The sequence below is a fragment of the Blautia difficilis genome (genome assembly GCF_014297245.1).
GTDB lineage: Bacteria > Bacillota > Clostridia > Lachnospirales > Lachnospiraceae > Blautia_A > Blautia_A difficilis.
The window spans coordinates 58,069-71,354 of sequence record NZ_JACOQG010000006.1 but is presented as its reverse complement, the minus strand read 5'-3'; the positions used below and the strand labels follow the sequence as shown (position 1 = coordinate 71,354).

11 protein-coding genes are annotated in these 13,286 nt (G+C 40.3%); 9 read left to right on the top strand and 2 right to left on the bottom strand.

Annotated elements, in window-relative coordinates:
- Positions 1-19: 19 nt before the first annotated feature.
- Both H8Z82_RS05645 and H8Z82_RS05640 read left to right on the top strand, forming a co-directional pair.
- The gene (locus H8Z82_RS05645; RefSeq protein ID WP_186994538.1) at positions 20-397 is read left to right on the top strand and encodes a DUF6483 family protein; all 378 of its coding nucleotides are present in this window, start codon (positions 20-22) and stop codon (positions 395-397) included.
- Complete coding sequence (locus H8Z82_RS05640) at positions 397-1,065, top strand: YkgJ family cysteine cluster protein (RefSeq protein WP_186994537.1); 669 nt, start codon at positions 397-399, stop codon at positions 1,063-1,065. Before H8Z82_RS05645 ends, H8Z82_RS05640 begins: the two co-directional genes overlap by 1 nt.
- 157 nt (positions 1,066-1,222) lie before the next feature.
- Here H8Z82_RS05640 and fliB read toward each other — a convergent pair whose 3' ends face one another.
- Complete coding sequence (fliB, locus tag H8Z82_RS05635) at positions 1,223-2,425, bottom strand: flagellin lysine-N-methylase (RefSeq protein ID WP_186994536.1); 1,203 nt, start codon at positions 2,423-2,425, stop codon at positions 1,223-1,225.
- Positions 2,426-2,429: 4 nt separating this feature from the next.
- Entirely contained in the window at positions 2,430-3,269 is an 840-nt protein-coding gene (locus tag H8Z82_RS05630) for an AraC family transcriptional regulator (protein ID WP_186994535.1), read from the bottom strand.
- Between the two features lie 390 nt (positions 3,270-3,659).
- Here H8Z82_RS05630 and H8Z82_RS05625 point away from each other — a divergent pair, with 390 nt between their 5' ends.
- From H8Z82_RS05625 to H8Z82_RS05595, 7 genes are all read left to right on the top strand, one after another.
- The gene (locus H8Z82_RS05625; RefSeq protein ID WP_186994534.1) at positions 3,660-4,943 is read left to right on the top strand and encodes an ABC transporter substrate-binding protein; all 1,284 of its coding nucleotides are present in this window, start codon (positions 3,660-3,662) and stop codon (positions 4,941-4,943) included.
- 120 nt (positions 4,944-5,063) lie between these two features.
- Positions 5,064-5,960, top strand: coding sequence for a carbohydrate ABC transporter permease (locus tag H8Z82_RS05620; RefSeq protein ID WP_186994533.1), 897 nt, complete (start codon positions 5,064-5,066; stop codon positions 5,958-5,960).
- Positions 5,961-6,033: 73 nt separating this feature from the next.
- Positions 6,034-6,762, top strand: a complete 729-nt coding sequence (locus H8Z82_RS05615; protein ID WP_243176404.1) for a carbohydrate ABC transporter permease — start codon at positions 6,034-6,036, stop codon at positions 6,760-6,762.
- Positions 6,763-6,778: 16 nt separating this feature from the next.
- Entirely contained in the window at positions 6,779-7,228 is a 450-nt protein-coding gene (locus H8Z82_RS05610) for a hypothetical protein (protein ID WP_186994531.1), read from the top strand.
- A complete protein-coding gene (locus tag H8Z82_RS05605) occupies positions 7,188-8,528 on the top strand; it encodes a polyhydroxyalkanoate depolymerase (RefSeq protein WP_186994530.1) in 1,341 nt (446 codons plus the stop codon). Before H8Z82_RS05610 ends, H8Z82_RS05605 begins: the two co-directional genes overlap by 41 nt.
- 59 nt (positions 8,529-8,587) lie before the next feature.
- Positions 8,588-10,744, top strand: a complete 2,157-nt coding sequence (gene gnpA, locus H8Z82_RS05600; RefSeq protein WP_019162278.1) for a 1,3-beta-galactosyl-N-acetylhexosamine phosphorylase — start codon at positions 8,588-8,590, stop codon at positions 10,742-10,744.
- 211 nt (positions 10,745-10,955) lie between these two features.
- Entirely contained in the window at positions 10,956-13,286 is a 2,331-nt protein-coding gene (locus H8Z82_RS05595) for a diguanylate cyclase (RefSeq protein WP_186994529.1), read from the top strand.

The following is a 13,286-nucleotide window of genomic DNA, read 5'->3' as shown; positions in this document are numbered from 1 at the left end:
TAGAAAGGAAGAAAAAATTATGGCAGTACAGGATGATCATATGATAAGAAATATTCAGGATATAGGAAGACTGATTGCAAAGCTTCTGCTTCATGAGCAGCAGCCGGATTACAGACTTCCTGAAAACGAGGAAGATTACACAGAGGCAGATAAGCTTTTTTCAACTATTATGAAGCTGGCAGAAGAAGGAAAGATCAATGAAGCAGAAAACGAATTATATATGGGTATGGTAGAAGACGATGCAGATTATCTGGAACTGGCACTGACTTTTTATCTGTATCTGAATGATATGGACGGAGATTTCCTGGATGATAATGATTATTCCAGGGAGGAAGTTCTGGAAGGTATGAAAGATCTTGCTTCAGACTGGGGAGTTACAGGACTGGAGGCTTTCTGATGCGGAGAGAACAGACACTGGAAGAGATTTCCGACGGAAAGTTATATGATTCCAATGACATGGTAAAGGCAGACTGCCACGACTGTGAGGGATGCTGTGACTGCTGTCAGGGAATGGGAGATTCTGTAATTCTGGATCCATATGATGTACACAGATTATCTGTGGGACTTAAGAAGCCTGTGGAACAGCTTCTGCAGGAATGTCTGGAACTGGGAGTATCAGACGGCAATATCCTGCCTCATCTCCGGATGACAGGTGAAAAAGAACAATGCGTATTTCTGAATAAAGAGGGCCGTTGCAGTATTCATGCTGTCAGACCAGGCTTCTGCAGGCTGTTTCCTCTGGGAAGACTTTATGAAGATGGGCGATTTAAATATATTCTTCAGATCCATGAATGTCCCAAAACAAACAGAAGTAAGATCAAGGTAAAAAAATGGATCGACACACCGGATCTGAAAAATTATGAGAAATTTGTCAATGACTGGCATTATTTTTTGTTGGATGTACAGGAAATACTGTACAATGCTGAGGATTCAGACTTGATTAGAAATCTGAACCTCTTTGTTGTGAACAGATTCTATCTCAAACCATATGATCAAAATCAGGATTTCTACATACAGTTTTATGAGAGACTGAAAGAAGGAAAAGATTTGCTGGCACTGGCCTGAGTGTGGTTAAAAATGTACTAGCGATAAAAACCTTGCTGTACAGAACAATATCTGTATAAAGATATTTTCTGTACAGTAAGGTTTTTTTACAAAGCATAAATGTTCATCTGACTATATGAGGTGTCAGATGACACAGATAAGACAGAAAAAGTATGCATCAGCAGATCTTCAATAGATTTTCAAAAGAGAAGATCTCTTTTTCAGACATCAATTCTTCGAATCTGTTCAGGTTAAGATCTGAGTGTTCCAGTTCTCTGGAAAACTGATAACAGATACGGATCTGGTCATCCAGCTTAAACTGCCGGTTGTTTTTCAGATAGGTTCCCACATTTAATTCATGGATGAACAGGGTGCACACAACTGCCATTTTTACCTTGGCGAAGATCTCATCATCATAAACTGCACCGCAGAAATAGGTATAGATCCAGTAAATAAGAAGCTGTTCCTCCTGAATCTGCCAGTCCGGATAAGAGAAATCAAATTCACTTTTCTGCCAGGAATAAAGATTTCCGGAGTCAGACTGCGGATCTGTATTTCTATTATACAGTGGAGTCAGACAATTCTTTAAGTATTCCTGCCATCCCGGGCGCAGAACTTCCATTTCCGGGACAACAGCTTTCCACATTTTTTTAAATAATTGTTCTGGTGTATTTGCACAGGCAGATGCAGCAGAACTGTTTTCTATGTTATCTGCATTTATACGAGAGTAAATTTTGCTGCAAAATCTGTCTCCGTATCCGGAATCTTCATGTCGTTTTCGTATTTCCTCCCATTTAAAGAGTTCATTTTTATTTACACATAACTGGAAATCATGTGCAGCTGCCAGAAGTTTCCACAGACGTTTCTGCATGGGTACAGTTCTGTCCTGGATGATATTTATAAGCATATCACGGGTGTCCATAAGCGCAGTGAACAGGAAATAATCAAAGTCATCATAGACTTCTTCTTTTGTCTTTTTTTCTTTTGTGATAAAGTGTACCTTTTCCTTTTGGGAAAGTAAAATCCTTGCTGCTTCCGGACAGGAGAGTGACAGGGAAATTTCACGTAAACCTTCAAATTCTTCAATATGTCTAGGATAATTTTTGCAGGTTCTGCAGAACATTTCCGGTCCTGCTTCTGTGTAGATATCACACAGATTCTCTTCGTTGAGAAAAGCACAGCGTCTGTTATACTGGCAGAAAACATGTTCTTTCCAGTCAATATCATTGTGCAGGCGATTGCGGAACGGACCTTTAAAGTGCTGGTACTTCTTCAGTGTCTGATCGTCAATCACGATCTGCCATCCTGCGCAGCAGGTATCCGGACAGGCTCCTGCAATGCAGGAAAATTCTTTATAGTAGTTTGGAAATGTGTATTGCATAATGTTAAATAGCATCCTTTCTTCTTTTCTTAAGTTTGCGGTAAGTTCCTGCAGTCATACCACAGGATTTGCGAAAGCTCTGAGAGAGATAACTCTGAGAGGAAAATCCTGTCAGATGGGCAATGTCTGAAATTCCGTAATCAGTATTTTCCAGAAGCTCCTTACATACCTCAATCCGCTTTCGGTTTAGATAGTTCATAGGAGAAATCCCGTAATATTTGGTAAATTCATGACTGAGATAATACTTGTTCAGGTGGCTGATGGCAGACAGATGATCAAGAGAGATGTTTTCTCCGTAATTAGAATCAAGATATCGCTTGATATGTGCACATTCCTTGCTTGGATGTTGTGCAGTGATCAGTTCAAAAGGAGAATCTGTGATCCGCTGAAGCTGAAGGATCAGAATATTAAGCATATGTCTGCATATTTTTTCGTACCCTTCCGATTGATTGTCCAGTTCCTGAAACAGAGCATTAAAGTAAAAAAGCAGATCTGTTTTCTTTTTTCTGCAGTTAAAGATACGATATTCTTTCTGATCATTAAAAGAGAAAGATAATCCGTCTACGCCCACTGTGAAATAGCTGAGAGGTGGGTTTCCTCTGGAAATTTCAGTGTGATTAATGTGAGGGTTAACAATGATCAGGTCATCCTTTGAAATAGGGTAGATTTCATCTTCAAGCAGAAATTCCCCCTGTCCGTCCCGCACATAAAATAATTCAGTGAATGCATGGGAGTGGGGAATGCTTGGCCAGTCACCTTCATAGAGGGAAGAAGATGCATTCAGAAGTGTGACCTCCTGTGGTGCAGTATCTTCAGGGCTGAAGCGAAGAGAATGTGTACTCATAAAAGTCCCTCCTTTGTAATTACTGTAACCTGTTTTTGGACATATCGGAAATATATGGTCTTCCATAATTTAGTAATTTTGTCTGATATAGAAAAAGTGAACAAAAATAATGGTGGGAATCTGTTCTACATTTAGTTGCTGCGATTGGACTAAATGCATAAAAAAACCATAAAAATTAAAAAAACATGGGCTATTATGATTAAAAGCAGAATTCCATTCAAAATTTCTGATAACATTTTTTATATAATATCACAATTTAATACGTACAGCAAGATTTCTAAAAAACAAAGCAAAAAGAGAATTGAAAATGTTTTGGAAAGGACGTATTCTATAAACAGATAAGGACGAAAGAAAATTTTCAAACAAAAGTTTAAGGAGGAAAAGAGTAATATGAAGAAAAAAGGATTTTTAAGTATTTTACTGGCAACTGCAATGTTAGGATCTATGGTTGGAGCAGTTCCGGCAGCAGCAGCTGATGAGGACCAGACATTAACTGTATGGTGCTGGGATCCGAACTTTAATATTTATGCAATGCAGCAGGCAGAGAAAATCTATCAGGAAGATCATCCTGATTTCAAACTGGACATCCAGGAAAACGTGTACAACGATATTGAGACAAAGCTGATTACAGCTGCAACATCCGGAGATTACAGCACACTTCCTGATATCTTCTTAATGCAGGATTATTCCTATCATAAAGATGTTACAAGCTTCCCGGATGTATTTACAGAGCTGACAGAGTCAGGAATTGATTTCACACAGTTCTCAGCAGGTAAACTTGCAGACTCTACAGTAGACGGAAAGAATTATGGTGTACCTTTTGATAATGGTGCAACAATCATGGCAATCCGTTCTGATATCGTAGAAGAAGCTGGATTAACAACAGATGATTTCAAAGATATTACATGGTCCAAATTTATGGAACTTGCAAAAACTGTAAAAGATAAAACAGGTACACCGATGCTGACAACTTCCGGCGGTTCAGAGCTTGTACTGGAAATGCTTCAGTCTGCAGGTGCTTCCCCGATCGTAGACGGCGAAGTAAAGATTGCTGACAATGAAGTTCTGAAACAGGCTGTAGAAGTTTATGCACAGCTTGTAAATGAAGGATATATGACAGAGTACACTGACTGGGATCAGTACATTGCTTCTATGAACAATGGTGATGCAGCAGGTGTGATCAACGGATGCTGGATCATGTCATCTGTACAGGCTGCAGAAGATCAGGCTGGTAAATGGGCAGTTGTAAATATGCCTGCATTAGACGATGTAGATGGAGCTACAAACTATGCTAACTGTGGTGGAGCAAGCTGGGCAGTATCTTCTAACTGCAAGAATCCGGAACTTGCTTATGATTTTATTAAATCCACATTCGGCGGAAGTGTAGAGCTTTATGATGATCTTCTTGTAAATGCCGGTGCTATCGCAAGTTACCTTCCGGCAGCTGAATCTGACGTATATCAGGAAGCATCTGATTTCTATGGCGGACAGAAAGTTTATGCAGACATCGTAGACTTTGCAAGCAAAGTTCCTGCATTTGACTGTGGCGCATATTACTCTGATGTCAGAAGTGCGCTGACAGACGTAATCACAAATGTTGTACAGAACGGTGCAGATGTGGCAGATGAACTTCAGACAGCACAGGATACTGTAGAGTTCAATATTGAAGGATAAATAACCAAATCAGGCAGTGTGGCAGATTGTAGATCATCTGCCTGACTGACAGTAAGTAACCTGGGCTGTCGCAAAATACAGAAGTGATTTTGCGGCAGCCCTGTTTTCAGGAGGATATTAATGACAAGTACATCAAATGCAAAAAAGAAAATGAGCCTTCAGAAAAAACACAACCTGATAGGGTGGGCATTTCTGATCCCGGCATCATTGCTGATCTTTGTATTCTGCTTTTATCCAATGTTCCAGGCAATCCTGCTCTCCTTTAAAAAAGGAATGGGAGCAGCACAGACCTGGGCAGGAATTGCTAATTACAGCAGAATTTTAAAAGACAGAACCTTTAAACAATGTTTATTTAATACAGTATTCTACTTTATTATTCAGGTACCGGTTATGCTGATCCTGGCACTGATTCTGGCGCAGCTTCTGAATGATGCCACTCTTCGGTTTAAGGGGTTATTCAGAACTATGATTTTCCTTCCCTGTGCCACATCTCTGGTATCTTATTCTATGATTTTTAAATCACTGTTTGCACCGGATGGATTTGTAAACATGATTCTTACAAAGACAGGAATTGGTGCTGTAGACTGGTTCCAGAATGCGTGGGCAGCACGTTTTGTGATCATTATCGCACTTGTGTGGAGATGGACCGGGTACAATATGGTATTTTATCTGGCAGGACTTCAGAATATTGATCAGTCCATCTATGAAGCCAGCCGAATTGACGGGGCAACTGCATTCCAACAGTTCTTTAAGATTACCATCCCATTGCTGAAACCGACGATTCTTCTCACTGCGATCATGTCCACATCAGGTACTCTGCAGTTGTTTGATGAGTCTGTAAACCTGACAGCAGGAGGTCCTGGTAAGTCAACTATGACTCTTGCACATTACATATTTAACATCTCCTTTGTGGAGACTCCGAAGTTTAATTATGCAGCAGCGTTGTCTGTATTTATCCTTGTATCAGTGGCAATCCTGTCTGCAATCCAGATGAAAGTAGGTGACAGCCGTGACTAGAAAAATAAAACATTTCATATCCTACACGATCTTAATTATTGCCAGCTTACTGTCAGTATTTCCGCTGTATTATATGCTTTCCGGTGCAACCAATAAGAGTATTGATATTGTAAGAGGAAGACTGATTCCGGGCGGATATCTGGTGGAGAATTTCAAGACACTGGTAGCAAATCAGAATCTTGGACTTGCTATGTTTAATTCTTTCAGGAATGCAATATTGATCACAATTATTTCTCTGCTGGTATGCTCTATCGCAGGATATGGATTTGAGATTTATCATGACAAAGGTAAGGATACGCTGATGAGTATTCTCCTTCTGTCTATGATGCTCCCATTTGTAGCACTGATGATTCCGCTGTTCAAGATGTTCTCTACTGTGGGACTGGTAAACAGCTGGATTGCACTGGTGCTGCCGTCAATTTCCACGCCGTTTATGATCATGCTGTTCCGGCAGGCATCAAGATCTTTCCCTATAGACATTATTGAAGCCAGCAGGCTGGAGGGAATGAGTGAAATAGCAATCTTTTTCCGTATGTATGTGCCGATCATGAAGTCTACTTACGGTGCAGCAATGACTGTAACCTTTATGAATGCATGGAATAATTATCTGTGGCCAAAGGTTATCCTGCAGGACAATGCGTCTATTACAATGCCAATGCTGGTTGCAAACCTAAAGAGTGGTTACAGTGTTGATTATGGAATGCTGATGCTGGGAGTTCTGATCTGTACTTTGCCGACAGCGATCATTTTCTTCTGTCTGCAGAAGAGCTTTTCAAACGGACTTACAGGAGCTGTGAAATAAAGAGGATTTTAGATTTATGCATGAATTTATAATGGACAGGAAAGAGCAGAAACAGTTAAAAGCAGAACTGATTTTTGCAAAAAAACTGGGACTGACAGAAGATGATACCCTGGATGGGGTGGCTGACAGATGTGAGAAAGAGAATCAGAGAAGAAAAGAGATGCTTCAGAACGGAGAAATTATTTACGGACCGGAGCACTTTTCACTGCCAGCTTATGTCAGATATGAACAGACATGTTTTCGCCTGGATTTTGTTTCTGAAAGCGAAAAGGTAAAGAAGAATTATTCCTATCAGAGGATTTCTGAGGAAGAAAAGCAGGCATTTTATGAAGCAAACAGAGACCTGTTTACACGGTATCATGGGGACAGTTTTACCTATGAAGAAGTGTCTGTGATCATTAGAAAAAGGATACGGGAGATAGAATATGATAAGGAAATCCAAAACATATTATGTCAGCTCAATTAGGGGAAATGATAAAAATGACGGCCTGACACAGGAGACTCCTTTCAGAACCCTGCAGCAGATCACGGGGAGAGAACTTGGGCCAGGAGACCGTATTTTACTGGAACGGGGATCTGTTTTTGAAGACCAGTATCTGCATATCAGAGGTAAAGGGGAAAAAGAAAATCTGATAGAGATTGCAGCCTACGGGGAAGGTACTCTGCCACATATCTGCGCAAACGGAACCGGCATCTGGTATCAGGATTATGGTATCCGGCTGGACTCACCGGCACATGTATACAGGGGAGATGTTTCTTCGGCAGTCCTTCTTTATGATGCGGAGTATATCTGGATCCATGATCTGGAGATCACAAACAAAGATGATATTGACAGACAGTCTGTTGCAGGAAAACCTTCCGGTGAAGCAAGATCGGAGATCGCAGAGAGATACTCTGCACCTCATAAAATGGACAGAACAGGTGTGGCTGTAGTGGCACAGAACAGTGGTACGCTTCATGAAATTACTCTGCAGAGTCTTATGATCCACGATGTAGATGGAAATGTTTACAACAAACATATGAATAATGGCGGTATTTACATGACAGCTCTTAAGCCGGATAATGAAGAGCAGACAGGTATTGCCAGATACGATGGAGTGACTGTTGAAGACTGCTGTGTATGGAACGTAAGCAGATGGGGAATCGCAGTGGGATACAGTTATCAGCATGCCAGATTTGCAGGTGCCCAGCTTCAGGAAGAGTGGTTTTTGAAATACGGACATGAAAATATTGTTCTCAGAAACAATTATGTAAAAAATGCAGGAGGCGATGGGATTACGCCAATGTATGCATTAAGACCTCTGGTTGAACACAATATTTCAGACTCCTGTGCGACAGAAATGAATGACAGGATTTACTGTTATCCGGAAGAAAGAATGGGGAAAGTGGCAGCAGCTATCTGGCCATGGAAATGTAAAAATGCTCTGTTTCGGTTCAACGAGGCAGTGGATACAAAACTGAATCAGGACGGCATGGCATATGATGCAGATTCAGGGGACGGAACAGTTTATGAATATAATTACAGCAGTCAGAACGAGGGCGGATGTGTTATGTTCTGTCTGGAGGAAGCCATCCATAATACATTCAGAAAGAATGTAAGTTACGATGATCTGGGCGGAATTTTAAGTCCTTCCGGAAATCCGGATGCATATGTGTCAGAGAATCAGTTTTACATCCGAAAAGGAGTACCCTTACTGCGAAAAAATATGAGCGATGGTGAGATAACACTGAAGAATAATGTGATTTCAGAGCTTGAGAATAAGTAAACATCAGAGCAGATAAATAAAACAATAAGATAGGTTTATACAGAGAGAGGAGACAAACAATGAAAAAAGGCCGTGTAACAATACCAACCAATCTGGATGTAGTGCCACAGACACTGGAGATACTGGATGAGTGGGGTGCAGATGCGATCCGTGACTGTGACGGAACAGAATTCCCGAAGGAATTAAAAGACACTGGCTCCAAGATATATGCAACCTATTATACAACTCGTAAGGATAATGAATGGGCAAAGGCACATCCTGAGGAAATCCAGCAGATGTATATCATGACATCCTTCCATACAGCAACAGAGGACAAACTGGAAATCCACCTGATGGATCATTTATATCCGGATATGCTGGCAGTGAATACAAGAGATGATATCTACAGATGGTGGGAAGTTATAGACCGTACTACCGGAGAACCGGTGTCAACAGAGCTGTGGAGTTATGAGGAAGAAACAGGTAATGTAGTGATCAGATCTGCAAAGCTGTTTCATGAATACACTGTAAGCTTTCTGGCATATATTATGTGGGATCCGGTACACATGTATAATGCAGTAGTAAATGACTGGAAAGATGTAGAGCCACAGATCACATTTGATGTGCGCCAGCCAAAAACAAAAGCTCATTCCCTGGAACGTTTGCGCAGATTCCTGGATACCCATGAATATGTGGATGTTGTGCGTTTCACTACATTTTTCCATCAGTTTACCCTTATATTTGATGAGCTTGCAAGAGAAAAATATGTAGACTGGTTTGGCTATTCTGCATCTGTCAGCCCATATATTCTGGAACAGTTTGAGAAAGAAGTGGGCTATCCTTTCAGAGCGGAATATATCATAGATCAGGGATATATGAACAATACATACAGGATCCCGTCTAAAGAATTTAAAGATTTCCAGGCATTCCAGAGAAGAGAAGTAGCGAAGCTTGCCAAAGAAATGGTAGATATTGTTCATGAATATGGCAAAGAGGCTATGATGTTCATGGGAGACCACTGGATCGGTATGGAACCTTTTATGGATGAATTTGCATCCATCGGACTGGACGCTGTAGTGGGAAGTGTTGGAAATGGAGCAACCTTACGTTTATTCAGTGACATTAAGAATGTGAAATATACAGAAGGAAGATTCCTGCCATATTTCTTCCCGGATACCTTCCATGAAGGAGGAGATCCTGTAAAAGAGGCAAAGGTGAACTGGGTAACAGCAAGAAGAGCAATTTTAAGAAGCCCGATCCAGAGAATAGGTTACGGCGGATATCTGAAACTTGCTCTTGAATTCCCGGATTTTGTACAATATATCAAAGAAGTATGTGAGGAATTCCGTACTCTGTATGATAATATTCAGGGAACAACTCCCTATTGTGTGAAACGTGTGGCAGTTCTGAACTGTTGGGGAAAAATGCGTTCCTGGGGTAACCACATGGTACATCATGCTATTTATTATAAGCAGAATTATTCTTATTTCGGAATTATAGAAGCATTAAGCGGTGCACCTTTTGACGTGTCATTTATCAGCTTTGATGACATCCGTGAAAACAGAGAACTGCTGAAAAACTTTGATGTTATCATTAATGTGGGAGATGCAGATACTGCACAGACAGGCGGAGAAAACTGGATCGATGAAACAGTTATTACTGCTGTCAGGGAATTTGTATACAACGGCGGAGGATTTATCGGTGTAGGAGAACCGGCTGCACATCAGTGGCAGGGCAAATTCTTCCAGCTGGATGATATTCTTGGTGTGGAAGAGGAGCATGGATTCAATCTAAACACTGATAAATATAACTGGGAAGAACACAGAGACCATTTTATCCTGCAGGATGCAGAGGGAGAGGTTGATTTTGGAGAAGGCAAGAAGAATATTTATGCATTGCCGGAGACAGAAATCCTGATCCAGAAAGAACAGGAAGTACAGATGGCTGTAAAGAAATTCGGAAAAGGAAGAGGCGTTTATATCAGTGGACTTCCATACAGCTTTAAAAACAGCCGTGTATTCTATAGAGCAGTTCTCTGGTCAGCATCTGCTGAGGAAGAACTTTACTGCTGGTATTCCACTAACTACAATGTAGAAGTACATGCTTATGTAAAGAATGGTAAATATTGCGTAGTAAATAATACTTATGAGCCACAGGATACTACTGTTTACAGAGGAGACGGAAGCAGCTTCCAGTTACATCTGGAGGCGAATGAGATCAAGTGGTATCAGATTTAACTGAATGAAGCAGGATTGTTGTATAAAAAGTATGTTAGATTATATATACGACAATCCTGTTTTTTATATAATAAAAACATAATAATATGATGATTCTGCCAAAGAGGATTGTTTGATAACTGAATAAAAAATAGACAAAATATATTGAAGTACACATAAAATTATTGTAAAATAAAACGAAAGTTAAGCTTTTGGAAAGGAAGCGCAATTTGTGGAAAAAAGATATACGATTGGTGTAATGGTGGGAAATGCAAATTCGCCGCATACGATGGATCTGATGCAGGGGATTTTTCATACAGCTCAATCTATGGATGTTAATATTGTGTTTTTTCTTGGAATTCACAGCAGTTATTATTATAAATCTTATTTTGGAGAAGATATAGAGGATGACTTCGATTATCAGTTTAATGTTGTATATGATTATCAGGCATTTGCAGATATAGATGCACTGATCATTGCCTATGGATCACTCTGTATTTTTCTGGATGAAAATGAGAGCAGTGTATTTTTGAAAAAATACAAAGATAAGCCAAGGGTTCTTCTTGAAGAAAGAGACCAGACTGGAGAATCCACTTCTATTATTGCTGATAATTACAATGGAATGTACACAATTGCAGAACATCTGATCAGGGATCATGGTTTTAGCAATTTCACCTATCTTGCAGGTCCCCATGGAAATACAGATGCCAGAGAACGCAGACAGGCAGTCTATGATGTGATGAAAAAATATGGGATTCCTTTCGGACCGGAGCGGATTGCCTATGGAGATTATTCATCCTGTGTACATAGGCAGGTCAATCAACTTTTGGATGCCTATCCGGACATGGACGCAATGATCTGTGCAAATGATGTGATGGCAGAGACTGCATACAGGGAATGTGGAAAAAGAGGCTTGGTTGTAGGAAAAGATATTGCCATTACCGGTTTTGATGACTGGGAACTTGCAAAAACAATGAATCCTCCACTGACGACTGTATTACAGAATGCGTTTAACATGGGGGATATGGCAGTACTTGGTGCCTTAGAATTGTGTAAAGGTGGAAAAAATCACTCTATCGTAATTCCGGCAGAAGTGAAGATCCGTGAATCCTGTGGATGCTCTGCACGAAAAAAATTTCATAAAAAAGTTTTGATTTCTGAAGAAAAAATACAATGGTCAGATATTACAGAGAGATGCCTGAATGATATAATGAAGGAGATCCTTTCAGAAAATTCAAACCAGGTATTAAAAAATGAAGTGCAGAAGCGTCTGAGAACTATTTTAAAAGTAGATTTCAGAATTGCAGAGAGCGAAGACAATCTAAAGAGAGGGCTGCAAAGTTTATTTCTCAGCAAAACAGGAAATCTGATCAGCAGACATTCTTTGATGAAAACTCTGGATCAGTTTGTTGATGAATGTATTCGAATAGAATTAAACAAAGAAAAACCAGACAGGGAAAATATCAGGAATCTGCTTTTGCGGAAAAGACTGCTGAATGATAAAATTATGGCATATAGTATCAAAAAAGAGAAAGAACGTTTCAGTACCTTTCAGCAGGAGAGCTGGTTTGTACCGTTGATTTCCAAGGATATGTTATCTCATATGAATGATGAGCGGGAAATGTACAGGCGGGCACTTGTAAAATTAAATGCATTAAATGCCAAGGCTTCCTATCTTTATATTTTTGAGGAACCTGTAGCCCATTATAGGAATGAGGAATGGAAATGTCCGGAGAAAATGTATTTGGTTGCGCGTCAGATTGGCGGTGAGGTCATAGCTTATAAAGAGGGAGAACGTCCGGAAGTTTTCAGTGGGGTTTCCGCTGATAGAAAGATTGAATGTAACAAGAAGGATGGCAGTAATTATGTTGCAACCGTTCTTTGCCTTTTTTCAGGAGAAATGCAATATGGGATTCTGGTGACAGAAATTGATCCTGCAAATCTGTCATTGTTTTATCTGATCAGCAGACAGATCGGAAATATGCTTCGTATGTATCAGATGTCCAGAGAGCAGAAAAAGATGCAGCAGAAGCTGGAGACCCTTGTCAGAGAGATTGAGGAGAAGAATGAAGTTTTGAATTTCCTTTCTGAATCAGACGCCCTGACCGGATGTCTGAACAGAAGAGGGTTTATGGAAAAAGCGGTACAGATGAACCGGGAGTACGAGGGGAAAGAGGTTGTAATTCTTTTTGCAGATCTGGATCACCTGAAAGAGATTAATGACTGCTTTGGACATATAGAAGGGGATTTTGCCATCAGGCGATGTGCGGAGGTGTTGAAATCAGCAGCAGGAAAACAGAGTATCACCGGAAGAATAGGTGGAGACGAATTCTGCGCAATGTTTCCTGGAAATGCGCAGGATGGGCAGAAGCTCAGAGAACGGATCCAGGAGGAAAATCTTGCATTTAATATGAAATCAGAAAAGCCATATTATGTGGAACTGTCAGTAGGATATCATGTGATCCGTTGCGGTGGCGATCTGATAATCTCCGAGTCATTTAAGGATGCAGATAAGGCTCTTTATGAAGAGAAGAAGAAGAGAAGAAAATCCGTGAAAAAGTAA

Coding starts and splice junctions, on each gene's coding strand:
- H8Z82_RS05645 (WP_186994538.1), top strand. CDS start 20: ATGGCAGTACAGGATGATCATATGATAAGAAATATTCAGGATATAGGA.
- H8Z82_RS05640 (WP_186994537.1), top strand. CDS start 397: ATGCGGAGAGAACAGACACTGGAAGAGATTTCCGACGGAAAGTTATAT.
- fliB (WP_186994536.1), bottom strand. CDS start 2,425: ATGCAATACACATTTCCAAACTACTATAAAGAATTTTCCTGCATTGCA.
- H8Z82_RS05630 (WP_186994535.1), bottom strand. CDS start 3,269: ATGAGTACACATTCTCTTCGCTTCAGCCCTGAAGATACTGCACCACAG.
- H8Z82_RS05625 (WP_186994534.1), top strand. CDS start 3,660: ATGAAGAAAAAAGGATTTTTAAGTATTTTACTGGCAACTGCAATGTTA.
- H8Z82_RS05620 (WP_186994533.1), top strand. CDS start 5,064: ATGACAAGTACATCAAATGCAAAAAAGAAAATGAGCCTTCAGAAAAAA.
- H8Z82_RS05615 (WP_243176404.1), top strand. CDS start 6,034: ATGCTTTCCGGTGCAACCAATAAGAGTATTGATATTGTAAGAGGAAGA.
- H8Z82_RS05610 (WP_186994531.1), top strand. CDS start 6,779: ATGCATGAATTTATAATGGACAGGAAAGAGCAGAAACAGTTAAAAGCA.
- H8Z82_RS05605 (WP_186994530.1), top strand. CDS start 7,188: ATGATAAGGAAATCCAAAACATATTATGTCAGCTCAATTAGGGGAAAT.
- gnpA (WP_019162278.1), top strand. CDS start 8,588: ATGAAAAAAGGCCGTGTAACAATACCAACCAATCTGGATGTAGTGCCA.